Raw genomic sequence first — 23,678 nt, 5'->3', positions numbered from 1 at the left:
CCGGTACCAACGATGTTGTAGCTCTCCAATCTTCTATGCCTATTGGTTTAAAAACGTAAACTAAGGCGCTACCTATCCTTCCAGCCACAGTATCTTTTATGTTTGCATTCGGTGGTATGTTTAGAAAAGCCCAAACCACTACGGTGGACGCAAATATGAAAGTACCAGCTCTTTTTAGAAAACCCTTTAGTTCCACAAAGGCTATGTTTAGCACTATCTTCAACGGTGGTCTTCTATAAGGAGGGAGTTCAAGTATCATTGGTAAATTATCGGTTTTAGGAAGTATTTTATTCATAGCTATAGCCGTTAGTATGCTAAAAAATATACCAAGAAGGTATAAAAATAAGATTATAGGAGCGGGATTTTTAAAAAATATGGCTCCCAAAAAAGCAAACACCACAAACCTAGCTGGGCAACTGGTAAAAGGTATCATAGCCGCCACTATAAGCTTTGAGCGCCTATCCTCTAATATTTTGAGCGCCATAATGGCTGGGACGTTACAGCCAAAGCCAAGCATAAAAGGAAGTATACCCCTACCATCTATGCCGAACTTGGACACAAATCTATCAAAAATGATAGGCACTCTGGGAAGATAACCAGATAACTCAAGCAAGGAAAGGCCAAAAAACAAAGCCCCCACCAAAGGAGCAAAGCTTACAACAAAGCCAACCCCATCTAATACAGCTCCTGAAACAAAGCTTTTTACTATGTATGGGGCTTCTGGAAAAAGTTTGTAAACTAAAGGATGTAAGAATGAACTTTCAAAATTTCCTATCCAGTTTGATATAGGATAGCTAACATCAAAAGATAGTTTAAACATCAGATACATTATCACTACAAATATTAAAAGCCCAAAAAAGGGATGAAGAGCAAACTTATCAAGAATTTCCGTTAACTCTATCTCATCTTTAAAGCTTCTTTTTACGACGCTTGAGCTTATAAAGTGAGCAACACCGTATACATCTTTTTTAAGTATATCGTAAATATTTTCTTTCAAATCGTTTTCGAGTTTTAATATGATTTCGTTGCAACAATCGCATGGTATGATACGTTCCAACATCTTAATCGCAAAAAATCTAGGAGGTATATTTTTATTGGGTGGCACAGCGCAGTAAGATAAAATATCGTTTATGGCTTTTTCTGTGATATCTGAATACCTTAAGGGTTTTGGAACAATTTTTTTCTCATAGGTGTTTATTAAACTTTCTAAAAGTCTATCTTTTAAATCCTCTTTAGTACCTATGGCACTTATCACATCAACGCCTATTAGCTCTGACATCTTTTTTATATTTATATCTATCCCAAGCTTTAAAGCTTCATCCCACATGTTTAGAACTATCACCATAGGTATTTTCAACTCTATCAACTCAGCAGTCAATATTAAAGAGCGTTCTAAGTTTGTGGCTTCTATGATGTTTACTATTATATCTGGAGGGGAGTTTAAAAGGAAATCAGTAGTCACAGCTACATCTTCTGATGTATAGTCCAAAGAGTAAGTACCTGGTAAATCTATTATATGAAATTCGTAATCTTTATACACCAAGCTAGCTTCTGTTTTTCTTACGGTGACACCTGGCCAGTTGCCAACTTTTAAAGAAGTTTTTGCTATGTTGTTTATTATGGTAGATTTGCCAACGTTTGGATTGCCAACAAAAGCCACCTCTATTTTTTTCATTCTACTTCAACTTTATCTGCAAGACAGTTGCATATAGATATTCTTGAGTTGTAGACTTTTAGTATTGTATTTCTATCATCTTTTCTAAGTATTTTTACAGTAGCCCCGGGCACTATACCCATGCTTATAAGTTTTCTCTTCCAGCCTGGATTTTCATTGTGGCCTTTTACAACGTACCCCTTTATTTTCAGCTCTTTATCTTGTGTAGCTTCAGCTAGCCTCATAAATTTTAATATGAAATCTCAATTTAATTTATACAATGATAAGTATCATAGCTCTTAAAAGCCAAATACATACCTTATTAATAGGAGGTTTTTAATATGAATATATCAAACGCTATGTTTAATCTAAGCGCTTTGCAAAACAACGCACAATCTCAACCAAAAGCCCAGCAAGCTGGAATGGTAGATGGTCTATTGCCGTTCGGTCTTTTTATGGGAGAGCCAGTATCACCTGCCGAAAAATCAAAACAAGAGAATCAGCAAGCTACCACTGGAATAAACTCCTTTGAATCGGCCCTTTACAATTTTATGAACAACATGATAACCCAAAGCGTACAAAACACTCAAAACAACGGTTTAAACAACTTTTAATACAGCTTTAAAAATTTAGCGTTTTAAGCTTTTTATGGAAACATACTATAGTTTTTTAGCGGGAAGAGGGGTTAGGTATAGAGAATTTATAAGTTTTTCTACAAAAATATGTGGGCTTCTTGGAATAAATCCCAACGAGATAAACAACATAATAAACGCTCTAAAACAAAAACCTAGAATACCGGTATTGTGGTTTCATGGGCTCGAATGCACATGTTGTTCTGAATCTTTAATGAGAAGCTCATCGCCGGTTTTTGGCGATATATTATCCTTGATATCTTTAGAATACGATGATTTAATATCCTCTTCCTGTGGTGAAGATCTTTTAAACTATAAAAGCAAAATAATAGAGAAATACAAAGGAAACTATATATTGGCTGTAGAAGGAAGTATAACGGAATTTGAAGACGGCGCCTGTTGTATGGTGGGAGGAAGGCCTTTCAACGAAGAGCTTTTAGAAGCAGCCAGATACGCAAAAGTTGTAATAGCTTGGGGCTCTTGTGCATCATTTGGTTGTGTACAAGCGGCAAATCCAAACCCTACAAAATCTTACTCTATAGATAAGGTCATAAAAGATAAACCCATTGTGAAAGTACCGGGATGCCCACCTATACCAGAGATAATGGCCGGTGTTATATTATATATGCTTTTAAAAGATGATTTACCACCTCTTGATAGCAAGTTAAGGCCTAAGATGTTTTACGGTATGACAATTCACGATAGTTGTTATAGAAAGAGTTTTTACAACGCTGGCAAATTTGCTGAAAGCTTTGATGATGAAGGAGCAAAGTCTGGGCATTGTCTTTACAAACTTGGTTGCAAAGGTCCAAGCACTTACAACGCCTGCAGTTCTTTGGGATGGTACAACGGTCTTTCTTTTCCTGTAAAATCTGGACACGGCTGTATAGGATGTTCTCAGGAAGGTTTTTGGGACAAAGAAATGTATAAAGAGGAAGCTCCTATAGTAAATCAAAATTTTGACATTTTTAATTTTTAACATGATATTAGCTTTGGACGTAGGGGCTACTCATATAAAATCTGGAGTTGTAAAAAACGACAAGCTGGAAGACAAAAGCGATTTTGAAACACCAAAAAATTTTGAAGAGTTTTTAAAGCTTTTAGAAGAAATAACATCTTCTTATAAGAATATAGATACACTTTCCATAGCAATAGCTGGTCAAGTAGATATGAAAAAAGGTATCTTAAAACATGCACCAAACCTCGGTTGGAAGAATATAAACTTTGTAGAGCTTGTGCAAAATAGATTAAAAAGACGAATTGTTTTAATAAACGACGTTAGGGCTATAACCTATGGAGAATACGTATACGGTGGATTAAGAGGTGTAGAAAACGGAGCCTGTATTTTCGTGGGCACAGGTATAGGAGGCGGAGTAATAATAGACAAAGAGTTAAGATTTGGCTGTGATTCAAATTTAGGTGAGATAGGACATATAAAATTAAAACCAAACGGACTTAAATGCACCTGCGGTAAAAGAGGTTGCTTTGAAGCTTACGCTGGGGGTTTATCTTTAGAAAAGTATCTAAAAAAATTAGGTTATAATAAAAGCCTAAAAGATTTGGCCAGCGATAAAGAGTCAAAAGTTGCAAAAAAGGTTTTTGATAGGTTTGTTTTGTATATGTCTTATGGGTTAGCTAGCTTGATAAACATGCTAAATCCTTGCAAGATAGTACTTGGGGGCGGTGTTATGATGGGTTTTGATTTCTTGTTTGAAGAGATAAAAAGTAAAGCTATCTCACTAGCCATAAATCCAAGCGTTGAAAACATCAATATAGAACTCTCGAAACTTGGAAACGACGCTGGTATACTAGGAGCATACGCTTTTGCCCTAAAACATACATGAGAATCTTGTTTTTAGCGCTTCACAAAAGCTACGGAGACCTTCTTTACAACGCTTTGCTATTTAAAGCTGTAAAACTTCAAAACAAAAACGCCGTTGTGGAGGTTTTTACTACAAAACAAGGTTTAGAGCTTTTCCAAAAAAACCGCTATATAGATTTTATGGATGATAAGCTTGCTTCTTTTAACAAAAGATACGATTTTTTAGTGGATACTTCCTTTAAGGGAAGTTCTTACTTTTATAGTTTTATACTAAAAGCTGAACACAAAGTAGCCCTTTACAAGAAAAACAAAGAAAAGTTCTTATCTTTCATATACAACAAACTTACACCTTTTAAGCCAAAAATAGACGAGATTAAAAATACTCTTCAAATATTGACCCCTATTTTAGGCCAAGAGATACATATAGAACCCTATTTTTGGATTTTCAAAGAAAACCCTTTGAAGGGTAAAAACTATGTGGTAATATCTCCTACAGCCCCCGTGCCCACAAAAGTACCAAACATAGACGTATTCAACGAAGTGGCTAAGTTTATACATTCTAAAGGCTATGAGGTTGTATTTGCTTATCCAAAATCTGAAGAGTTTTACATAACAAAAAGGCTTGACTTTGCAAACTATATATCTACAGATGTTCATACTTACGCTAGCATCTTAAAAGATGCCAAAGCCATTATATCTTGCGAGACGTTTAGCTATCATCTTGCCACGTTTCTAAACGTTCCTTCTTTGGTACTTTTAGGAGCTTATCCTATGTGGAAGATATCTTCTTTACAGGATTTCGTAAGCTTAAACTTGGATTGCCAGTACTGCGGATCTAAAATCTGTAAAAGAAAAGACAACGCTTGCCTTAATATAAATTATCAAGACGTTATAGCAAAAGCAGAGAAACTTTTATGAAAAAAGATTTTGTAGAGTTAATAGGGTTTGTAGCTGGTGTCTTAACCACGTCTGGCTATATTCCTCAGATTTATACGGTGATAAAGCATAAAACCGCAGAGGGTTTATCTGGGCTTTTCTTACTCATAATGACGGTTGGTATAAGCCTATGGCTTTTGTACGGTATCATAGAAAACTCATTAGCCCTTATATTTGCAAATGCATTTAGCTTATTTTGTCTTTTTATATTGGGCTTTTACAAAATAAAAGATTTAAGCAAAAGCTAACAAAAAGTTGCAAAGGTGCGTTTTGTTAGTGAAAAAATAGAAAAAGTATATATATTTTTATTCATGTTGGCGACTTCTTCTAGAATTTATACATTAAAAGATTATTTAAAGCAAAAGTATGGAAGAAGGGTACAAAAGATAACGGTAGCCCTTCCCTTTACATGTCCTAATATAGATGGGACAAAAGCCACCGGCGGATGCACCTACTGCCTTACCGGCACAAGGCCAGCCCACATATCACCTTTAATGGACTTAAGAGAGCAAATATCTGCAGGTATAGCACAAGCAAAAAGACGGTACGGCGATAATATATACTTTTACATATACTATCAATCTTATTCAAACACATATGGAGATTTAGAGTTTTTAAAATCTGTATACGACGTAGCGCTGGAATTTGAAAATGTTGTGGGTATAGACATTGGCACAAGACCAGACTGCGTACCAGAAAACGTATTGGAGCTTATACAAACCTATACAGACAAATTGGATGTATGGGTAGAGTACGGCCTTCAAAGCTCTCACTTCAGCACATTAAGGTGGATAAATAGAGCGCACGGGACTTCAGATTTTGTAGATGCTGTTTTAAGAACAAGAAATTACAAAGGCATAAACATATGCGCCCACCTTATAGTAGGCTTTCCCCAAGAAGACTTAGAAGACAACTTAGAAACTGCAAAGTTAATAGCCGCTTTAAACGTAGACGGTGTTAAAATACATCCGCTTCACATCATCAAAAATACAAGAATGGCAAAAGACTATTTGGAGAACCCTTTCAGGCTTTTAACGTTAGAAGAGTATGCATATAGAGCCGCAAGGATAATAGAGATACTTCCACAGACTATGGTCATACATAGGTTAACAGGTGAGGTAGAACCAGATAGGTTGATAGCTCCAGATTACTGCACCTTTACTAGAAAGCTGGAAGTGAGGGAAAAAATAGAGCAAGAGCTTGAAAAGATGGACTCTTACCAAGGAAAAGTATGCCCATTTAATAGATAAGATAGACTTTGGCAAAATTTAGTAAAATTAAATAGATGAAAAAGTATCACTGGAGTATAATATCAATCTTTTTGATGCTTCTACTGGCTATTGTAAAGCTGGGAGTGGGGTTTTTATCTAAAAGCGTAGCACTTAAAGCAGAGGGCATACACTCTTTATCTGATAGTTTAGCTTCCTTCATAGGTTTTATCTCTATATACGTATCCGAAAAAAAACACGAAAAGTTTCCGTATGGACTTTATAAACTAGAGAACATAGGCGCGATGTTCATATCGTTTTTTCTATTTTTTGCCGCCTACGATATGTTTATGGATGTGCTTTTCGGTCATTATAAAATAGACAGACAATACATATTGTGGGGCTTAGGCGTAGGTATCGTATCAATGGTTATAACCTTTGGCTTTTCAGCATTAGAAAGAGTAGCCGCCAAAAAACACAACTCTCCAGCTCTGATGGCGGATAGCGAGCACATGTTGGTGGATGGATTTGGCTCTTTCGTTATAACGCTAAACTTCTTATCGCTGGAGTTTCATATAAATTTAGATAAAATATTTGCAAGCATAATAATACTTCTTATAGTTTATACGGGTTTTCATATACTGAAAGAGCAAATCTTTGTAATATTGGATGCTTCGGTGGACTCAAAAATGATAGAGCATATAAAAGACATAATACTGCAAGACCCCCGGGTAAAATCCATAAAAAGGTTGTTGGTAAGAAAATCTGGGGACAAAATCTTCATAGATGCTGCCATCTCAATAAAATCTCACAATTTCAACAAATCTCACGCCATCGTAGATGATATAGAAGAGGCTATTACAAAAATTTTTCCTCAAACAGAAATGGTTTTCATACACTACGAACCAGATGAAAGTCCAGAAAATACAAGGATAGCAGTCTTGACATCTCAAAATGCGGTTTCAGATTTTAAAAATGTAGATATGATTCATATTTACGACAATTTTATATTAACATTCGTATTAAAAGCTAAAGACGATAAGGAAAAAAAAGAAGACATAACCGCCACAGATATAGCCCAAGTAAAATCTGACTTTGTGATAGCTACAAACCATCCAAAGAGCAACAGAGCAAAATGGATACTTCACAAATACGGAGTTTTCATATGGGAGACAGAAAACAAAGATATCCAAAAAGCCCTTGAAGAGATAAAGGCTTTTTCAACAGATTAATTAAACATAGCTAAAGCGCTCTCTTGCTTTTCAAAAAACGCTTTATGGTCTTTTTTAGAACGCTCATGATCATATCCCATCAAATGCACAATACCGTGCACAAGAAGCCTCGTCAACTCTTGCTCTAAGGAAACGTTATACTCTATAGCTTGTTTCAAAGCGGTCTCGTAAGATATTACTATTTCACCGAGGTAATAAACATCTCCGATGTTTTCATTTATATTAAAAGACAAGACATCTGTAGGTTTATCTTTTTGTCGGTAAGTAGAGTTTAAATACTTTATCTCCTCATCGTTTGTAATGTAAATATCAAGTATTGAGTTTTTAAAACCGAAAAACTTCAACGTATTGCCTGCTCTTTTCTTCAAAAGGTATTTTAACTCTTTAGGTATGTTAAGCTTCTTGTAGGTCTTTAGATTGATTTTGTTCATAAGCTTCGTAGGCTTTGACAATCTTTTGGACTATAGGATGCCTTACTACATCTTTCTCATCAAAAAACACAAAATCTATGCCCTTTATATTCTTAAGCACATGAATTGCTTCTCTAAGCCCAGATTGTTCTTTTTTTGGCAAATCCACCTGTGTCATATCTCCGGTTATCACAACTTTCGAACCAAAGCCAATTCTTGTAAGAAACATCTTCATTTGTTCTTTTGTGGAGTTTTGTGCTTCATCAAGTATGATAAAAGCGTCGTTAAGGGTTCTACCCCTCATAAATGCAAGGGGCGCAATCTCTATAACGTTCTTTTCCAACAAATAAGCGGACTTTTCGTAATCTATCATATCAAAAAGGGCATCGTAAAGAGGTCTAAGGTAAGGATCCACCTTTTCAGCTATTGACCCCGGCAAAAACCCAAGTTTTTCTCCAGCTTCTACGGCAGGCCTTGTGAGAATTATTTTGTTTATCTTTTGAGCTTTTAGATAAGATACAGCCATTGCCATGGCAAGATAGGTTTTGCCAGTACCAGCAGGGCCTATTCCAAACACAATGTCATTTTGTTTTATAGAATTTACATACAAATATTGATTTTTCGTCTTTGGAGTTATGGCTTTTTTACGATGCGTAATCAGTATTGTCTCGTATTCTTCTTTGGATTCTTTTTCATCTTCGTCTTCTTCTTTATGAGTATAAGATATGGCCATATTTAAAACATCTTTAGAAGACAAAGGAGATTTGGCATATTCTTTCGTTATATAGTTTAGAAACTCTACAAAGTTTTCAACCTTAGAAGGTTCGCCTTTTATATGTAGTTCTTGTCCTCTTGCCACTATTTTTATTTCAAAAAGCTCCGCAAACTTTTTAAGGTTTTCATCCGCCCTTCCCACTATGGCGTAAAACCTTTCGTCTATATCGCCAATGTCAAATATTTCTTCTATTATATGGTTTTGCATTCGTATACGTACCAACCCCTCGACTCTAAAGCAATCTTAACTGTATCGCTTAGTTTACCAAACACATAAACGCTTGAACCACTCCCAGACATATACGGCTTATATCCAACGCTTTCCAAAAATCTTACAAGCTCTCCTATTTCTTTGTATATTTCAATAGCGGTTTCTTGCAAGTGATTTTCTATAATATTTTCTATATCGTTTTCTTCTAAAAGCTTTAAAATATCTTCCAACGATAATTCTTCTTCAGTTTGTTTTACAAAAGCGCCGTAAACTTTAGAAGTAGAAGCTTCTACATTTGGATACACTATTGTTATTTCTCTGGAAATAGGCTCCAAAGCTTTCACTTGGTCGCCAGTGCCGTAAACCAAAGCACATCCACCCTTTAAGAAAAATGGTGCATCTTTGCTAAAAGAAGATAGAAACTCTACAAGCTCTTGTTCGTTCATGGGGCTTTCAAGTTCTTCGTTTAAATAGCTTACAACGGCTGCCAAATCAGAACTAGCACCACCCAACCCAGCACCTATGGGTATGTTTTTCTCAATTACTATTTTATAATCAAAATTTTGACCAGTTAACCTTGAGAATTCTAAAACCCCTTCGTAGACTATGTTATCTTTTAGATTTTTAGAAAAAGGACCAACGCTTAGCACTTCTAAGGTATAATGAGGCTCTATATATATTCTATCGTACAAATCTATTGTATGGATTATACTAAATATATCGTGATATCCGTCTGCCCTCTTGCCTTTTACCCAAAGCCCAAAATTTACCTTCGCTGGCGCTAAAATAACCTTTACTCCATCTTCTAAAACAATCAAATTATCTTTTTTGTTCATCCTTATTAGATATTATAACCTAAAATGAAAAATTTTACATGATATAATGTATGTATGTATAGAATAGGTATAGCAGGTTATGGTACTGTTGGTACCGGCGTAGCAGAGCTTCTTATCACCCATAAAAACCTCATAAAAGAGAAAACAGGCTTGGAGCTTGAGCTAAGCGCCGTTTTAGATAAAGATTGGCAAAGAGAAAGGTCTTTCAAGATAGATGATTCTTTGAAAGTAAGCTCGTTGAAAGAATTTTTAGATAGATCGGATATAGTTGTAGAATTAATAGGTGGGGTTGGCTTCGCAAAAGAGCTCATAGAAAAAGCCATAGAAAATAAAAAGCATGTTGTAAGCGCCAACAAACATCTTATAGCCACACATGGAAAAGAAATCTTTGAAAAAGCCAAAGAGCACAATGTAAGTATAGAATTTGAAGCATCTGTGGGTGGTGGAATACCCATCATAAAAGCTTTAAAAGAAGGTTTGGTAGCCAACAAAATAAATTATATACACGGCATATTAAACGGCACTACAAACTACATTTTAACAAGCATGCTAGATGAGGGCAAAAGCTTTGAAGAAGCTCTCAAAGAAGCTAAAGCACTAGGATATGCCGAGCAAGACCCCACTTTTGATATAGAGGGTATAGACGCAGCTCACAAAATAGCGATATTGAGCTCTATTGCTTACGGTGGTTATATAGACTTTAACGATATATACATAGAGGGTATATCAAACATAGACCTTCTTGATGTGGAACTTGGTAAGGAGCTTGGATACACTATAAAACTTTTGGCTATAGCAAAAGCTGTAGACGGTGAACTTGAAGTGAGAGTACATCCAACTTTTATAAACCATCAAGAGCAACTGGCTAAAGTCTCCGGTGTATACAACGCTATTTTAATAGAGGGGGATTTTGTAGGCAAGAGCATGTTGTATGGAAAAGGTGCTGGCTCAAAACCGACCGCTTCTGCAGTAGTATCAGATATCATAGATATAGCAAAAAATACTCAAAAACGTTTTCAAGCTTTTAATACCGATAAAAACCTTAAACTAAACAAAAATTTTAATACAAGATACTATATTAGATTTGAGGTAGAAGATAAAATAGGTGTATTGGCATCTATTGCAAACGTATTTGCAAAATACGGTATAAGCATAGCATCTGTGTTGCAAAAGGAGATGGTATGCAAAGTGGCAAAAAAAGAAAACAGTTTGGTAGTCCCACTTGTGATATTGACCCACAAAGCGTATGAAAAAGATATAAAAACAGCTTTAAAAGATATAGAAGAACTTTCCGTGGTAAAAGGAAAACCTATTTTAATAAGACTCGAAGAAGAATGATTAAATATTTTACAAATTACAATTATTTTTTATATAATATATGATATGGAAAGAAAAATATTTAAGAGGATAAAAACGTGAAATCTATAGTTGGATTAGATATAGGTACAAGCAAAATAGTAGCTTTGGTGGCAGAGATAGACAACTACGGAGATACACATATAGTGGGAATAGGCGAGGCTAAGTCTCAAGGTATAGATAAAGGTTCTGTGACAAAACTTGATTCGGCTTCAAAAGCCATACAAAAAGCTTTAAAAGAAGCCGAAGAAATGTCAGGGCATAGGATAGATGGCGTTTTTATATCAATATCGGGAGTACATATTAAAAGCCAAAACGAAAGAGATACCATAAGCATATCGCCACAACCTTCTGATGTAGACGAGCAAATAGTTGATAGGCTTTTAGAAAGGGCTGTGGCAAAAGCCAAAGAAGAATCTTACGATATACTACATACAATACCAAGGAATTTCATACTAGATGACCAAGAAGGCATATTGGATCCCATAGGCCTCGCAGGTTCTAGACTAGAATGCGATGTGCATATTATAAAAGCAGGTGTTTCGCTTTTAAGAAACGTAGAAAGAACCGTAAGCGTTGCTGGATATAAACTTTTTGGCAGAGTGTTCGCTGGGTTAGCATCAGCAGAATCTTCTCTTACAGAAGAGGAAAAGTTAGAGGGTGTTTTACTTATAGACATAGGTCACTCTGTTACAAACTTTGTTTTATACAACAACGGTCAGCCAGCGGTATCAGGTACAGTACCCATTGGAGGATACAATATCACAAGGGATTTGGCTCATTTTATGAAAATATCTACAGAAGAAGCTGAACGTATAAAACTTGAAAGCGGTGTAGCTTTTATAGAGCTTGTGGACGAGATAGAAAAGGTAAAGATAAAACCACGCGGAGAAGATAAAGAGGCGATGGTTCCAAGAAGACAATTGGCAGAAGTTATACAAATAAGGTTAGAAGAGCTAATGGATAAAATAGTAGAAAAAATAAACAGCTCAAATGTAAAACTTGAAAATATCAACGCAGGTGCCGTCATAACAGGGGGTACAGCAAAACTAAATGGTATAAAGGATTTTGCAGAGCACTACCTTGATATGGCGGTAAGAATAGGATATCCCCTAAATATAACTGGCCTAAAAGAAAAGCTACAAGATCCTTCTTACGCATGCGTATGCGGTATAATAAAGATAGCTCAAAATATGAAAGATATAAGCTATACAGCGCCGCAAAGACCCATACAAAGACAAATTCCATCAAGAAACACCAGCCTTTTGCAAAAGATTATGAATTTCTTTAAAGATTTAATATGAAGAAAAATATAGCATACATACTGGCGCTTGTTCTTTTTATAGTGGCAGCTTATTATGGGTTTTACGACAAAGATTCAGCCCAGGCGATATCTTATCAAAAACCAAGCCCGATGCCTCAGTTTAGCGTAAGGTTAGTATACGAAAATGGTATGCCCGCAAACAAGGTGGTAAGCATAAACAACTTTAAAGGACATTATACTTTGGTAAACTTTTTTGCTTCCTGGTGTCCGCCTTGCAAAGCAGAACTACCTTTGTTTGAACAAGCCTATCAAAAATTCTCCCCCTATGGATTCAGAATTCTTGCTATAAGCATGGATGACAACGAAAACGCCTTGATGTCTTTTTTAAAAGACAAGCATTATACATTTGACATAGCAATGCATAGTCCTGGGCTTGGTTCAAAGTTCAACATAACAGGTCTTCCAACTTCTTACCTTTTAGACCCTCAGGGCAATATAATAAAAGTTGTATACGGAGAATACACCACTATAAACCAAGACCTCTCCAACATATACTTTAACCTTAATGAGCCTCGTTAGAAAAATCACCCTGTACATAAGCGTTATATCGCTGATTTCATATTTAGCCGTAGTAATAGGTAACAAGGTTATAACAAAGAAAGAAATAGACGCTAGAGTCATGAAAGAATATTACGACACATACAAAATATACAAAGCCACGATAGACGAATACAAAGATATGTTAAAAAACGGTATTTTCAACCCAGACATTGTATTAAAAGCTAAAAACGAAGATTATTGCAAACAAGATAATTCTGATGCAATATTGGGAAAGTATCTCTCTTTAGGCATCTACAAATATATAGCAAACAACTGTGAGTATATGGGTGTATACGCTTACAAACCCCTAGATTACCTATCTAGGTTAGAAGACATAAGCTGGATTGTAGTACTTCATACAGGAGTTATAAAAAAACTATACAACCAACAGAGTTTTTGGGACAACTACGTAGGTGGAAAGATTATCACCAAAAAATATATAGTAGACTCTTATAAAGACAACAACGCACTTAGTATATTTTTATACTCCAAAAAATCAAAAATAATATCTTACAAGGTGGAAAACATAGGAGAAGATTATTACCTTATAATGGAGATACCTATAATAAATATATCTGGTATAGAACTTGGCAACATATACCTTATAAAAAACATATCTTGGATATACAGACAAGAGCACAGACAATTCTTAGTCCTAACCGTATACGGGATAATATTTACATCTATTCTTCTTATTATCATTATATTTATAGTATCACAGATTATAAAAGACATAAACAACCTACTAAAGGTGGCTTTAAAACTAAAAGAAAAGGACTTTCTTCACTTAGACGAAGTTGAAAAAGACCCGATATTAGAAAAAGATATCTCAAAGCTAAATGAAATTTCAAAGCTGAAAAAAATAACATATATGATGGCCGTAGAGATAAAAAATCTTGTTAACGAACTTCAAAAAGATAAAGAGAAGCTTAAAGATATGGCCTACAAAGACTCACTCACAGGAATTTACAACAGAAGATTCTTCTTTGAGCAAGTGAGTATTTTGATAGAACAAGCAAAAAGAACAGATACACCAACCTGCATTGTGATGTATGATATAGATAACTTCAAAAAGGTAAACGATACCTATGGACACGATATGGGAGACGTTGTCTTAAAAGATTTTGCCAACATTATAATGAATTCTATAAGAAAATCTGATATACCAGCAAGGCTTGGCGGAGAAGAGTTTGCAGTATGTTTATACAATGCTGATATAGAAAATGGGTTTAACGTAGCAGACAAGATAAGGCAGAACTTTGAAAACTCCACCCATACGTTAAACGAAATTACAATAAAATGCACCTGCAGCGGCGGTATTTATCAAATACAAAAAGAGGACGATCTAGATAGCGCTCTTAAAAAAGCCGATGAGGCGCTTTACGTGGCAAAACGCACCACAAAAAATAGAATCGTAATATATAAAGAGGGTATTGAAGATGAAATCAAAAATTCTTAACGTTAGTCTTTGTCAAATAAACACCACAGTTGGTGATTTTGAAAAAAACTTTGAAAAAATTTGTGATTTTATATCAAAAGCCAAACACTCACACATGATAGTTTTTCCAGAGCTATCTTTGTGTGGTTATATGCCTCAGGATATGGTGTATAGCCATAAGTTTATAGATTTAAACGCTTTTTATTTTGAAAAGTTAAAAGATCGTTCAAAAAGTATAGACAGCGTTATAGTGGTTGGTTTTGTAAGAGAAGAAAAAGCCATTTACAACTCTTTAGGGGTTTTGTTTAAAGGGGAAGCATTGGGCTTTTACGACAAAAAGTTTTTACCAAATTACAACGTATTCGACGAAAAAAGATATTTTAAAAGCGGTGATAATGATCTAACCGTAGATATAAACGATGTAAGGTGTGGTTTTTCTATATGCGAGGATATATGGTATCCAGACGGCACTGAAAGACAAGATGTTCTAAAAGGGGCGGAAGTGCTTATAAATATAAACGCATCTCCATACGTCTTAAAAAAACAAGCTTTTAAAGAAAGCTTCCTAAAAGCAAGGGCTTCTGATAACTTGTGCTTTTTGGTTTATACAAATCTAGTAGGAGCAAACGATGAGCTTGTTTTCAACGGAGAAAGCCTTGTGATAAACCCAAAAGGAGATATAATAGCAAAAGCAAAAGCTTTTGAGGAAGATATATTAAATGTAAGCTTAGATATAAAAGATGTGCATCTAAAAAGAAGGTCTGATTTAAGGTGGCAAGAGGTTTGCAAGCCAGAAAATGCTAACATAAGTTTGTATATATCAAAAGAGGCTTTTTATCAAAACATTATATCTCCAAGACTTTCAAAAGAAGAAGAACTTATAAAAGCGATAACGCTTTCTATAAAAGATTTTTTTGAAAAGCAAGGCTTTAAAAAAGCCGTACTCGGGCTATCTGGCGGAATAGATTCTGCCATAGTGCTTTATCTTGGAGTTTTGGCCCTTGGAAAAGAAAATATAAAAGCCGTTTATATGCCAACTTCTTTTAACAAAGAAGAGTCTTATAAAGATGCGAAAACCCTTTGCGAAAATCTGAATGTGGAGCTTGAAGTTATACCGATAGAAAGCGTAAGAATTGCCTATGAACAAATACTTTCCTACAACAGCTTTGACGTAGCCGATGAAAATCTACAAGCAAGGATTAGGGCAAACATACTATTTTATATATCAAACAAAGAAAACAGGGTAGTTTTATCTACTTCCAACAAGTCTGAGTCGGCGGTTGGTTATACTACGATATACGGAGATATGGCTGGTGGGTTTTCACCCATAAAAGATTTATACAAAACAGAAGTTTACGAAATAGCTTACTTTATAAACAAAGACAAAGAAATAATACCAAAAAATATAATAGATAAACCCCCTTCCGCAGAGTTAAGGCCCAATCAAAAAGACCAAGATACTTTACCGCCTTACGATGTTTTAGATAAAATTTTGTGGCTTTTAATAGAAGAATACAAAGATAAAGAAGATATAAAAGAATTTGATAAAAATACGGTAGAAAAAGTCTACAACATGCTTGTAAAAGCCGAATACAAAAGAAAACAGGCCCCCATAGGGCCAAAACTTCACGAAAGAGCTTTTGGGATAGGTTGGAGATATCCTATTGTAAGAGATAGAAATATTTAACGCATTCTTCTGGGTGGTCCATGCATGGGCCCGTGTTCAAATCTTTCGTTTTCCATTGGAGCGTTTGTCGGTTGGCAGTTTGCCATCATTCCCTTTTTAGCAAGTCCAGGTGGCATACCGTTTACAAAGCCTGTTTTTCTACCTCTTTGCCACCCAGGTGGTACGTTGCATTGGTTGGGGTTGCTGTAAATGTTTGAATAAGCACCACCGCCGTTTAAAGCGTTTCCAAGGTTTGATACGGTGTTTCCTACATTCTGAAGCTCATCACCAAGGGTAAAACCAAAGCTTACGTTTGCTAAAAGCGCCAAAACACCTATATATTTCAGCATACAAACCTCCTTGCGATATCCACATTAATAAATTTAACAGTTTTACGTGAAGAATAGATGAAGAATAGCTGATAAAAATCTTCTTTACAAAGAAGATAAAATAATATATTTAAAATATGAAAATTTTGGATATTGGGAAAAGGATAGATGAGCAAACAGCCAAAGAGCTCTTTGAAGAGCTCGATTTAAATACTCTTGGTTTCTTGGCGGATAAAAAAAGAAAAGAATTTCATGAAGATAACATAGTTACTTTTGTCATAGATAGAAACGTAAATTATTCAAACGCCTGTGTGGCATCTTGTAAGTTTTGTGCTTTTTATAGAAAACCAAAAGACGATGAAGCTTACGTATTACCAAAAGATGAAATATTGAAAAAGGTAAGAGAATTAAAAGAAAGAGGTGGTACTACCCTTCTTATGCAAGGTGGTTTAAATCCAGAATTAGGCCTTGATTACTTTAAAGACCTTATAAGCTCAATACACCAAGAGTTTCCAGACATAGATATACACTCTTTATCAGCTCCCGAGATAGTTTACCTTGCCAAGATAGAAAAAATGTCCATAAAAGATGTGATAAGAGAGTTAAAAGAAGCGGGATTAAAATCTATACCCGGCGGTGGTGCAGAGGTGCTATCTCCAAACGTAAGAGGTGTTATAAGCAAAGGCAAATGCACTACAGAAGAGTGGATAGAGGTGCACAAAAGCGCTCACGAGCTTGGAATGACCACCACAGCTACAATGATGTTTGGTCATATAGAAACAATAGACGATATACTGTATCATCTTTCCCTCATAAGGGATTTGCAAGATAAAACCGGTGGTTTTACAGCTTTTATACCTTGGACATTTCAAAAAGGCAACACTGAACTTGACTACGTAGAACCAGCTTCAAGCGTATATTATCTAAAAGTGCTGGCAATAAGTAGATTATTTTTAGACAACTTTAAGAATATACAAGCCTCTCACGTAACGCAAACCATGCAAATAGGTACTGTAGCCCTTCATTATGGGGCCAACGACCTTGGTAGCGTAATGCTTGAAGAAAACGTAATATCTTCAACGGAGTTTAAAGTAAGGATACCAGCTGTTGAAGATATGATTAAAAATATAAAAAAAGCAGGGTTTATACCAGCAAAAAGGGATACTTATTACAATATATTGGAGATATACAATTAAAGGAGGTATTATGGAAAAAGCACCGGATTTTTGCTTACCAGGTATTGATGAAAACGGCAACGAAAAAGAGTTTTGTTTAAAGGATTTTAAAGGTAAAAAGGTAGTCCTTTACTTTTATCCGAAAGACGATACACCTGGATGCACAAAAGAAGCATGTAGTTTTCAAGAAAATCTAAACCCCATAAAGGCTATGGGCGTAGAAGTAATTGGTGTAAGTCCAGACAGTATAGCTTCTCATAAGAAGTTTAAAGAAAAATATGGTTTAAATTTTATACTGTTATCAGACCCAGATAAGAAAGTGGCAGAAAGCTACGGGGCCTATGGTGAGAAAAAGATGTACGGCAAAGTAACAAAAGGTATAATAAGATCAACGTTTATAATAAACGAAAACGGTGAAATAGAAAAGGCTTGGAAGAACGTAAAAGTAGATGGACACGTGCAAGCGGTGATAGATTATCTTAAAAGCCAAAAAGCTTAAATTATATATTTTACCGCTTCTTCTATAGGCATAGGTTTTGCAAAAAGATAACCTTGGACTATATCACAACCTGCCTCTTTGAGAAGGTTATACTGCTCTTCTTTTTCTACACCCTCTGCTATTGTTTTAGCGTTTAGCTCTCTGGCAAGGTTTATTATAGCTTTTACCACTGCTAAACTTCTCTTGTCAAAGATTATATCTCTTACAAACGATATATCTATTTTGATAATATCTAAGTCAATATTTTTTATGTAAGAAAGCGATGAGTAGTATGTACCAAAGTCATCCAGCGCTATTTTGGTGCCAAAGCCTCTTATGCTTGATAAAATTTCTTTTGCCCTTTGAAAATCTTGTAAAACCGTTCTTTCGGTAATCTCAATCACAAGGTTGTCGCCAAAGCGTTGACATAAACCCATTAGCTTTGATATAAAGATATCGTCTTTGAAGCTGTTTGCAGATATGTTGAAGGCTGTGGTGAAATGTTTTCCCTTTGATTCAGATATCAAAAATTCCATATCTTGGGCAACGAGCTCTAAAAATACATCTTGAAATCTGTTTAGCAGCGAAGAAGACTCTAAGAAATCGATAAACTTGTAGGGGGATATTACACTACCATCTTCATCTATTATTCTTATGAGCGCCTCAAAGCCTACAAAGCCTTTTGTCTGAATGTCAAAGTAAGGTTGATAGAAAAATCTAAACAACCCTTTATCCAAAGCCCTTTCTACAAGATCCTGAGCTTCTACGTATCTTTTCACTACCACATCTATATCTTTAGAGAAAAACTTATATTTACCAGCTCCGTCCTTTTTAGCTTCTTGTAGCGCCAAGCTGGCTTTTTCGTAGAGTTTTTCAAAGCTATCGCCATCTTCATCGTATAGGGAAATACCCATATTTATGTATAGCTTATCAAGTTTTCTAAGATTATCTAGTTCTATCTCTATACCCCTTGCAAATATATCGTTTATTTTATCAACAACTACAAATAAATCTTCTCTTTTTTCTATATCCTTAAAAATACCAAACTCATCTGGACCGATTTTTGCTATTATAACATCTTCTGGTTCTAAAAGTTCTTTTAGCATACTTACCACTTTCTTTACAATATCATCTGCCTTGTTGAAACCGTATATTTGATTTAGTATAGAAAATCCGTATATATCAAGCAGTATCAAAACTCCTTTCTTGGATTGGTTTTTAATATAATCTAGTCTATCGTTTATAGCTTTTGAAAAGCCGTTTATATTTAAAAGTCCCGTGTTTTGGTCCATAAAACTAAAACGCTCTAGTTTTTTCTCAAGCTCAACTTCTTGGGTAATATCTTTTGCTATGGTAATATATCTTATAGTGCCGTCTTTTAACGTTACTGGAATGATAGCTTCATCTAATATAAAAATTTCTCCGTTTTTATTCTTGTTGTAGAATATACTTTCAAAAGCGTTGCCAGATTTTATGGTCTGCCATAATTTTTTATAAAAATTATCGTCGTGGTATCCAGATTTAAATATACTTGGTTTTTTACCTATCACCTCCTCGCAAGAGTACAAAGATATGTTGCATACCGTTTTATTTGCATATACAATATAACCATCTTCATCTGTTATAAGCACCCAGCCTTTGGAGTTTTCTAGGGCTTTTCTTAATATGATGCTATTTTGTTCTTCCAAGATTTTTCTCAACGCAAAAGATATGTCTTTTTTAAGCTCTTCTAATATGCTAAGGATATGATAATTATCAAAAAACTGAAATTCTTTTTTGTATACGCTTAATATATATAAAACTTTGTCATTGTTGTAATCTAATATAGGTATAGATGCTTTTGAATAGTTTGGTTTTGATTGTGTTATTAAAGATTTTGTAAGTAGAGCTTTATTTTCTTCTTCTAAATTGTGGTTTTCTTCTATTTCGGTGTTGTCCCCATTCTCCAGTATAAGCTCAAGGATGTTTTCTTGCTTTACTTTAAAGATTTTTACGTAATCAAAATCAAACATTACGATAGTCTTTGCTACGCTGTTTAAAAGTTCACTTTCTAAATCTACGCTTATAAGTATTGTGTTTATCTCTTTTAACATATCAAAAAGCTTTGCTAACAACACTTTTTCAGAAATATCTATTATCGTATACAATACGTATGTTTTATTTTCCATGCTGAGCTTATTCACATAAACTTCTACGTTTATCTTTTTACCGTTTTTAGCAACATGAATAAATTCAAAATGTTTTAAATCACTTTGTATTATATTTGTTAGCAATCCTTCAGATTCCTCTTTTGACACCCCTTCAAGGTCATATATATACATGTTTTGAATTTCTTCTTTAGAATAGCCGTATAGCTTTGACGCTGGTTCGTTTGTTTTTAAGATTCTTCCATCTTGATCTATAAGTAGCAGTGGTAAAGGGTATTTATCAAACATCGTCTCGTAAAAGTATTTTTCTTGATTTAAAAACATTTCTTTTTTAGTTTTCTTTGCTATAAAAAGCGTAAAACCAAATATGATAACACCAAATATAAACCAAGATAAAAAGGTAATTCTTAAATCGGTGTAATAGCCTTTCAATACAAAAGGAAGAGAAGCGGATACGTAAGGATATATAACTTTACCGGCCATAAGATCAAGTCTGGTGATAGCTGCAAGTTTTGGCTCACCATCTATGGGGGACTTATATCTTACAAAAGCAAAGCTAACGTTTTTATGAGATGCTATAAAATCATAAAGAGGTTTGTGTATTTGGCTTTTAGACAAAATAGGTATATGAGCGTTTATGATGCCGTTTGGAAGTAAAACACCGTAAGAAAAACCTTTTGCAGAAAAAGCGTATATGTATAAAGGAGGCTTATGTATTTGTAGAAGATAGAGGCTATCTTTTATAGGTAAAAGCGTAAATATAAAGTAGTGCTTATCTATTTTAAAAGCCGGTGTAAAACAGTATTTGTGAGAAGAGATGCATTTGTAAATTGCATTTTTTATATTTTGATTGGATATAGCATCTTCATAAATTGAGAGTTTATTTACTTTATAACCTTTTCCAACAACTTTAAGATTGTTGTCTATTATAAGAAATAAGCTATTATCGTTGTCAAAGTTCTTTTGTATAATAGAAGAGGCTTTATATACACCAGACTTTGTTATTATGTATCTGATATTGTTCATAAGGTAATACTCTAACTTGTTTTCGTTAGCTATATGAAGTTTTAATATATGTAAGCTGTTTCTTAGATATACTTTTGTATCTTCTATAGTATCTTTTTTATACTTACTTATATAAAACAAGTTAAGACTTAAGCCAAAGGCTATAAATATAAAAGCTAAAACAAAAAAGAAAAATGTACTTTTGTTTTTCAACATCTTTTATCTAATCATGAATAGCTTGTTTTATCTCGTGTATAAGGGCTGCTGGGGTTTTGATTGGGTAGTGTATTAGCTTTACTATCTCTTCTATGTGCATATTCTTAATCTTTACGTTTTTTAGCTTTTCTTGTAAAACATTACCATCTGTTATTGGATATTTTATGCCCTTGGTATTTTTAAGCACAAGATAAGCCCATGGTACATCTAAATCTCTTACGATATCTTGAGCTATCAAAGAACAGTAATGCACAAGGCTTTGAGCATCTTGACCATCTTTTACAAACTTGTAAGCCAATTTTGCAATACCACCGGCGGTATGAACCTTCATTTCTTTAGATTCTTCTTTTGTAAGCTCTTCTAACTTTTTTATCTTTTCCATCGCAAGGGTTGGATCAGCCCTTAATATATTTTTCACCGTGTTTTTGGTGAGTCCTACCTTGGCAGCTATTTCTTCTTCTGGTTTTATGTACTCTTCTTTTAAAACAACCACATAAGAGGCTCTAGCCAAAGAAGGAAGCCACGTTAGAGTCCTAAACTCAGAAAGCTTAGAAAGACCCCCAAGAAGGTCTATGGCTTTTAGGAAAACCCTTTCCACCAACCTCTCCAAATCTTGGTCGTTTTCAAAAGCACCGTTTAGCGTAATCATATTTATACCTCCTCTTCAGATTTTACATTTTTACCTATGGGCTCTTTTATTACTACAAGCCCTGTTTCTGTGATATCCAAAAAATGCGTTTTTGTATCGTGCCCAGACATCCTGCAACCATCTATTCTAAAAAGCCTAACTATATCACCTATTTCTTTCTTATAAAGCCTCGCCTTGTAAGTAGAATCCACTAACTCCTTTGCCAGCACCATAGTACCATCTACTATATGACCTACAGCATATCCTCCCGCTGCTTCAGCGGTAAGCTCTTCGTGACCACTTCTTTTCTGGGACACAAAAAGGGCTGTCTGATACCATTTTTTCATGAAATTAAACATCCTTCTTACTATTGCCCTTGCCATCATCTCTTTGTTTTCGAAAAGCCCAGTGATAGAATCTACCACTGTAAAGTTTATTTTGTAGGTTTTTATAGCGTAAGCCAGCGTTGCAAGAAGATCAGGTATATTTTCTCTAAGCCTATCAGAAGAAGCTGCATCTATAAGTATTATGTTGTTTTCAAAATCTTCAAACTTGTATCCCATAGCCGATGCTCTTAGTTTTAAAGATGCCGCTACAAAGTTAGCCGGGGCTTCTACGCTTATAAAAGCCACTTTTTTACCCTTTTGAGCTTGATATACGCTAAACTGCTCAACCATGAGAGATTTACCGGTATCTGAAACACCCGTTATATTCATTACCGAATAAGCCGGTATACCTTTTAGACTCTTTTTTACAATCTTACCCTTCTCTGATTCTACTATGAAAAACAAATCATCAAGCCCCTCAACACCAGTCTCAACACCGTATATTTTTGGTGCTTTCTCAAGCGCCTCCTTGCCAACGTATATAGCGCTTAGGTCTGGCTTAGCTTTCTCCTGTCCTTGGGTCTCTTCCTTATCAAAATTTTCTTGCATAACTTTATTATACAACTTTTATCTAAAAAGCTGATAAAACAGATACTTAGATAGTATTTACTCTTTGTTCTAAAGTATTTGGCTTTTAGTATATTAGAAATATACTAAAAAAACTTGACAAAATTATACTTAAGTTTTATTATAATAGTATATTAAAGTAGGAGGTAAGAACGTATGGCAGAAAAAGTATTGGGTATAGACCTTGGAACTACAAACTCTGTTGTAGCTGTAATGATAGGTGGTGAACCAGTGGTTATAGCAAACCAAGAAGGGGCTAGGTTGACTCCTTCAATAGTTTCATATACAAAAGAAAAGGAAGTTTTAGTGGGTGATCCAGCCAAGAGAAGAGCCGTATTAGACCCAGAAAACACCATATACGAATCTAAAAGGTTTATAGGTAGAAAATACGATGAAGTGTTAGATGAGGCAAAAAGGGTATCTTACAAGGTAGTGCCAGATGACAAGCAAGACGCAGCTTTTGAGATACCAAACATTGGAAGAAAGGTAAGACCAGAGGAAATAGGTGCTCAAGTGCTTAAAAAACTAAAAGAGGCAGCCGAAGCCTACCTTGGTGAAAAGATAACAAAAGCCGTTATAACGGTACCAGCATATTTTAACGAACGTCAACGTCAAGCCACAAAAGACGCAGGAGCTATAGCAGGTCTTGAAGTCCAAAGAATATTGAATGAGCCAACAGCGGCAGCCTTGGCCTACGGACTTGATAAG

General features: G+C 35.0%; 24 protein-coding genes. 15 read left to right on the top strand and 9 right to left on the bottom strand.

Going from position 1 to position 23,678, the window contains the following annotated elements; translation table 11 throughout:
• Positions 1-1,675, bottom strand: a 1,675-nt coding sequence (gene feoB, locus ACP5S8_RS04570; RefSeq protein ID WP_461875906.1) for a ferrous iron transport protein B, incomplete at its 3' end; no start/stop codon positions are given.
• A complete protein-coding gene (locus ACP5S8_RS04565) occupies positions 1,672-1,899 on the bottom strand; it encodes a FeoA family protein (protein WP_461870427.1) in 228 nt (75 codons plus the stop codon). The genes ACP5S8_RS04565 and feoB, both read right to left, overlap by 4 nt.
• Before the next feature lie 96 nt (positions 1,900-1,995).
• Here ACP5S8_RS04565 and ACP5S8_RS04560 point away from each other — a divergent pair, with 96 nt between their 5' ends.
• From ACP5S8_RS04560 to ACP5S8_RS04530, 7 genes are all read left to right on the top strand, one after another.
• A complete protein-coding gene (locus ACP5S8_RS04560; RefSeq protein WP_461870426.1) occupies positions 1,996-2,268 on the top strand; it encodes a hypothetical protein in 273 nt (90 codons plus the stop codon).
• Positions 2,269-2,302: 34 nt separating this feature from the next.
• Positions 2,303-3,265 carry a hydrogenase small subunit gene (locus ACP5S8_RS04555; RefSeq protein WP_461870425.1) on the top strand — a complete coding sequence of 321 codons (963 nt, stop codon included), beginning with the start codon at positions 2,303-2,305 and terminating at the stop codon, positions 3,263-3,265.
• A 1-nt stretch (position 3,266) separates the two neighbouring features.
• Positions 3,267-4,130, top strand: a complete 864-nt coding sequence (locus ACP5S8_RS04550) for an ROK family protein (protein WP_461875905.1) — start codon at positions 3,267-3,269, stop codon at positions 4,128-4,130.
• Positions 4,127-5,026: a glycosyltransferase family 9 protein gene (locus ACP5S8_RS04545; RefSeq protein ID WP_461875904.1), complete on the top strand. Its 900-nt coding sequence runs from the start codon at positions 4,127-4,129 to the stop codon at positions 5,024-5,026. Before ACP5S8_RS04550 ends, ACP5S8_RS04545 begins: the two co-directional genes overlap by 4 nt.
• Positions 5,023-5,292 carry a SemiSWEET family sugar transporter gene (locus tag ACP5S8_RS04540; RefSeq protein ID WP_461875903.1) on the top strand — a complete coding sequence of 90 codons (270 nt, stop codon included), beginning with the start codon at positions 5,023-5,025 and terminating at the stop codon, positions 5,290-5,292. The genes ACP5S8_RS04545 and ACP5S8_RS04540 overlap by 4 nt, the downstream gene beginning before the upstream one ends.
• Before the next feature lie 63 nt (positions 5,293-5,355).
• Positions 5,356-6,294 (top strand): tRNA modification radical SAM protein MnmL/YtqA, encoded by a 939-nt coding sequence (gene mnmL / locus ACP5S8_RS04535; RefSeq protein ID WP_461870421.1) that lies wholly within the window; start codon positions 5,356-5,358, stop codon positions 6,292-6,294.
• A 35-nt stretch (positions 6,295-6,329) separates the two neighbouring features.
• On the top strand, positions 6,330-7,484 hold the full coding sequence (locus ACP5S8_RS04530) for a cation diffusion facilitator family transporter (RefSeq protein ID WP_461870420.1): 1,155 nt from the start codon (positions 6,330-6,332) through the stop codon (positions 7,482-7,484).
• Here ACP5S8_RS04530 and ybeY read toward each other — a convergent pair.
• The 3 genes from ybeY to ACP5S8_RS04515 are packed head-to-tail and all read right to left on the bottom strand — an operon-like array spanning position 7,481 to position 9,715.
• A complete protein-coding gene (ybeY, locus tag ACP5S8_RS04525) occupies positions 7,481-7,915 on the bottom strand; it encodes an rRNA maturation RNase YbeY (protein WP_461870419.1) in 435 nt (144 codons plus the stop codon). The genes ACP5S8_RS04530 and ybeY overlap by 4 nt on opposite strands.
• Entirely contained in the window at positions 7,878-8,876 is a 999-nt protein-coding gene (locus ACP5S8_RS04520; protein WP_461870418.1) for a PhoH family protein, read from the bottom strand. Before ACP5S8_RS04520 ends, ybeY begins: the two co-directional genes overlap by 38 nt.
• On the bottom strand, positions 8,861-9,715 hold the full coding sequence (locus ACP5S8_RS04515; RefSeq protein WP_461870417.1) for a 4-(cytidine 5'-diphospho)-2-C-methyl-D-erythritol kinase: 855 nt from the start codon (positions 9,713-9,715) through the stop codon (positions 8,861-8,863). The genes ACP5S8_RS04520 and ACP5S8_RS04515 overlap by 16 nt, the downstream gene beginning before the upstream one ends.
• Before the next feature lie 54 nt (positions 9,716-9,769).
• Here ACP5S8_RS04515 and ACP5S8_RS04510 point away from each other — a divergent pair, with 54 nt between their 5' ends.
• The 5 genes from ACP5S8_RS04510 (at position 9,770) to ACP5S8_RS04490 (ending at position 16,060) form a co-directional block, all read left to right on the top strand.
• On the top strand, positions 9,770-11,053 hold the full coding sequence (locus ACP5S8_RS04510) for a homoserine dehydrogenase (RefSeq protein WP_461875902.1): 1,284 nt from the start codon (positions 9,770-9,772) through the stop codon (positions 11,051-11,053).
• Between the two features lie 77 nt (positions 11,054-11,130).
• Positions 11,131-12,375 (top strand): cell division protein FtsA, encoded by a 1,245-nt coding sequence (gene ftsA / locus ACP5S8_RS04505; protein WP_461875901.1) that lies wholly within the window; start codon positions 11,131-11,133, stop codon positions 12,373-12,375.
• A complete protein-coding gene (locus tag ACP5S8_RS04500) occupies positions 12,372-12,914 on the top strand; it encodes a TlpA disulfide reductase family protein (RefSeq protein ID WP_461875900.1) in 543 nt (180 codons plus the stop codon). Before ftsA ends, ACP5S8_RS04500 begins: the two co-directional genes overlap by 4 nt.
• Positions 12,901-14,394, top strand: a complete 1,494-nt coding sequence (locus ACP5S8_RS04495; RefSeq protein ID WP_461875899.1) for a GGDEF domain-containing protein — start codon at positions 12,901-12,903, stop codon at positions 14,392-14,394. Before ACP5S8_RS04500 ends, ACP5S8_RS04495 begins: the two co-directional genes overlap by 14 nt.
• On the top strand, positions 14,375-16,060 hold the full coding sequence (locus ACP5S8_RS04490) for an NAD+ synthase (protein WP_461875898.1): 1,686 nt from the start codon (positions 14,375-14,377) through the stop codon (positions 16,058-16,060). Before ACP5S8_RS04495 ends, ACP5S8_RS04490 begins: the two co-directional genes overlap by 20 nt.
• On the opposite strand, the gene ACP5S8_RS04485 is transcribed toward ACP5S8_RS04490, so the two are convergent.
• Entirely contained in the window at positions 16,057-16,389 is a 333-nt protein-coding gene (locus ACP5S8_RS04485; protein WP_461875897.1) for a hypothetical protein, read from the bottom strand. The genes ACP5S8_RS04490 and ACP5S8_RS04485 overlap by 4 nt on opposite strands.
• A gap of 116 nt (positions 16,390-16,505) precedes the next feature.
• Between ACP5S8_RS04485 and mqnC the strand changes: the two genes are divergently transcribed.
• Both mqnC and bcp read left to right on the top strand, forming a co-directional pair.
• Positions 16,506-17,564 (top strand): cyclic dehypoxanthinyl futalosine synthase, encoded by a 1,059-nt coding sequence (gene mqnC, locus ACP5S8_RS04480; RefSeq protein ID WP_461870410.1) that lies wholly within the window; start codon positions 16,506-16,508, stop codon positions 17,562-17,564.
• A gap of 10 nt (positions 17,565-17,574) precedes the next feature.
• Entirely contained in the window at positions 17,575-18,042 is a 468-nt protein-coding gene (gene bcp / locus ACP5S8_RS04475) for a thioredoxin-dependent thiol peroxidase (RefSeq protein ID WP_461875896.1), read from the top strand.
• On the opposite strand, the gene ACP5S8_RS04470 is transcribed toward bcp, so the two are convergent.
• From ACP5S8_RS04470 to ACP5S8_RS04460, 3 genes are read right to left on the bottom strand one after another with little or no spacing between them, the layout of a single operon-like run.
• Entirely contained in the window at positions 18,039-21,389 is a 3,351-nt protein-coding gene (locus tag ACP5S8_RS04470) for a sensor domain-containing protein (RefSeq protein WP_461875894.1), read from the bottom strand. The two genes, bcp and ACP5S8_RS04470, sit on opposite strands and share 4 nt — an antisense overlap.
• A gap of 7 nt (positions 21,390-21,396) precedes the next feature.
• Positions 21,397-22,038, bottom strand: coding sequence for a bacterio-opsin activator (locus tag ACP5S8_RS04465; RefSeq protein WP_461870407.1), 642 nt, complete (start codon positions 22,036-22,038; stop codon positions 21,397-21,399).
• Between the two features lie 2 nt (positions 22,039-22,040).
• Entirely contained in the window at positions 22,041-22,952 is a 912-nt protein-coding gene (locus ACP5S8_RS04460) for a KaiC domain-containing protein (RefSeq protein ID WP_461875893.1), read from the bottom strand.
• A gap of 174 nt (positions 22,953-23,126) precedes the next feature.
• Between ACP5S8_RS04460 and ACP5S8_RS04455 the strand changes: the two genes are divergently transcribed.
• The coding region (locus ACP5S8_RS04455) for an Hsp70 family protein (RefSeq protein ID WP_461875892.1) at positions 23,127-23,678 on the top strand (552 nt) is incomplete at its 3' end.

Origin of the sequence: Hydrogenobaculum sp., from assembly GCF_049967395.1 — a bacterium.
GTDB lineage: Bacteria > Aquificota > Aquificia > Aquificales > Aquificaceae > Hydrogenobaculum.
Note: the sequence above shows the minus strand (reverse complement) of the source record. Positions and strands in the feature narration are given on the sequence as shown.